The organism is Streptomyces sp. NPDC058758, from assembly GCF_042746075.1.
Lineage (GTDB): Bacteria > Actinomycetota > Actinomycetes > Streptomycetales > Streptomycetaceae > Streptomyces.
On record NZ_JBHYPS010000093.1, the window covers coordinates 1 to 1,930 of the forward strand.

At 42.9% G+C, this 1,930-nt stretch carries 2 protein-coding genes; one reads left to right on the top strand and one right to left on the bottom strand.

Annotated features, from left to right (window positions below):
* Positions 1 to 116 precede the first annotated feature (116 nt).
* Positions 117 to 842 carry a hypothetical protein gene (locus tag ACFW6A_RS39120; protein WP_376936198.1) on the top strand — a complete coding sequence of 242 codons (726 nt, stop codon included), beginning with the start codon at positions 117 to 119 and terminating at the stop codon, positions 840 to 842.
* Between the two features lie 407 nt (positions 843 to 1,249).
* Here the strand turns inward: ACFW6A_RS39120 and ACFW6A_RS39125 are convergent, their stop codons facing one another.
* On the bottom strand, positions 1,250 to 1,411 hold the full coding sequence (locus ACFW6A_RS39125) for a hypothetical protein (RefSeq protein ID WP_376936199.1): 162 nt from the start codon (positions 1,409 to 1,411) through the stop codon (positions 1,250 to 1,252).
* Positions 1,412 to 1,930 lie beyond the last annotated feature (519 nt).

Here is a 1,930-nt window from a genome sequence, read left to right on the forward strand (position 1 = left end):
GGATACGTTAGTGCATTTTAGCACTCTAGCCCCTGAGAAATAAGACTTTTTAGATTATTGACAGTTGTCTGTCAGACAACTAAGGTTGTCCACCAGTCAACTATAAGGGCAGATTGATGACAAGATTATCATTTCGAGAGCTAAGGGAGCTCGGTATCTCAAATGAAGATATCGCAGCTGCAAAGGTCACACAGGCCGCCCAGCGTAGAGTTGGGGCTCCCGTCCAATCAATTGGCGTGATTGTTGGTGCTGCCCAGCCACGTCAACGTCATAATCCAAACCCACCAATAAGCCTAACTGAAAAGGCTATGAGGAAGCGTGGTATTTACGATCAAGCGGCTCTGCTACTGGATCAACAAGCATTGCAGGAAAGTAGCCCAGAACGTGCTATGCAAGCCCGTAAAGCAGCGCAGGCAGCGAAAGAACTAAGTTCTACCCAGCAACTTGAATTTGACTTCTTTGGAGGTGGTAACGTGTCCATTGCTTTCCAGTACCAGGACGCCGTTACTGAACGGCTATTTGAATCCGCTAAGACCACAGCGCAAGCATATCACGCTCAGGCCGTTCTATGGCAAATCTGCCGTAATCTTGGCTGGCAAAGTTACGAATGCACCAAAACGGCCGCAGATCTCTGCGAGACAATGCGAACTGACAAAGCACAAATGGCAAGAGCATTAGATTTGCTTGAAAAAGTTGGTGCAATTCATCGCGTTAAACGTGGTCGAGTAAAAGTTATAACTGTAACACCTGAAGGAGCTTTTCGTGGGAATGTAAATAACCACGCTAAAGCTGTTGAGCGCTTCCGTCTGGACGTTATCGACGGCGGTTTATCGCCTGAATAACAGCTCTTATTCTGCCCGATTAATGAGCTACAGAATTTTATAATTCTTTGACTTCTAAAGCCCTCGTTTGAGGGCTTTTTTTTGAGTTTTTTAGGTGTAACGCTGACAAGTTGCATTTCCTGCTACACAGACGTTTCAGAAAAACAGCCGGCACAAAAATCACCTACAGCGCGATTTTGGGGCGCGGTGTTTTTGTGCCTATTCGACAGTGCTTTTTGATGAATTTAATTTTGTACCACAAAATTACGTATCCTGCCTATGAACACAGGACAAAAGTCGCAACGCAAGACATAACGTCCCCGCGCCTTTAAATTGCGCTGTAGGGGGCGTTATGTCGTTCGAGCCTGTTGACTACATTGAATATGATAAAAACGCTCACACGGCGATTTATGGAGCTATGAGGGGCATTAGAGCTCCCACCCTTCATCCATAAAAGCCTTTTCATCGAAAGGAACACGATTATCCCCTCTAAGGCTTTTAATTTTGGCTTGTATCTCTGCTACTCTTTCAGTCAGTGATTTTTCATTCTGCTGATCAGAATCCTGTGATTTTTTTTCTGTTTTCTTCATTTCACAGTCTCCCCAATCTAGTTTTTATTTAAATATCTCATGTAGGTCGATGTAACATAAAATGTAGTTCGTAATGTAACATCACATGTAACATTTTTTGCACTTGTAAGTGTCAGCACACACGCGGTTTAGCTTAAATTTTTAGACTGTTTTTTTGCTGTTTTTCATTAAAACGATGATTACCCATAAAACTCATAATCTTAAGCGTTTTCACATACGTTTGTTGATTAAAAAGTTGTCTCAAAATTGGGACTTGTTTTCGATGGTTATAGGTAAATCGAAAACCGGCAGTGCTGCCGTCCTGCGGGCTGTCCAGTAGGTCAGTCCTCGGAAACAGCATCTCTGCCGTTATCACATGCACCATTTTTTTAAGCTATTTTACGAAGCGACTAGCTTCGTTCCGCTTAATCTATTTAAGATACATGGATACGTTAGTGCATTTTAGCACTCTAGCCCCTGAGAAATAAGACTTTTTAGATTATTGACAGTTGTCTGTCAGACAACTAAGGTTGTCCACCA

Coding starts and splice junctions, on each gene's coding strand:
- ACFW6A_RS39125 (WP_376936199.1), bottom strand. CDS start 1,411: ATGAAGAAAACAGAAAAAAAATCACAGGATTCTGATCAGCAGAATGAA.
- ACFW6A_RS39120 (WP_376936198.1), top strand. CDS start 117: ATGACAAGATTATCATTTCGAGAGCTAAGGGAGCTCGGTATCTCAAAT.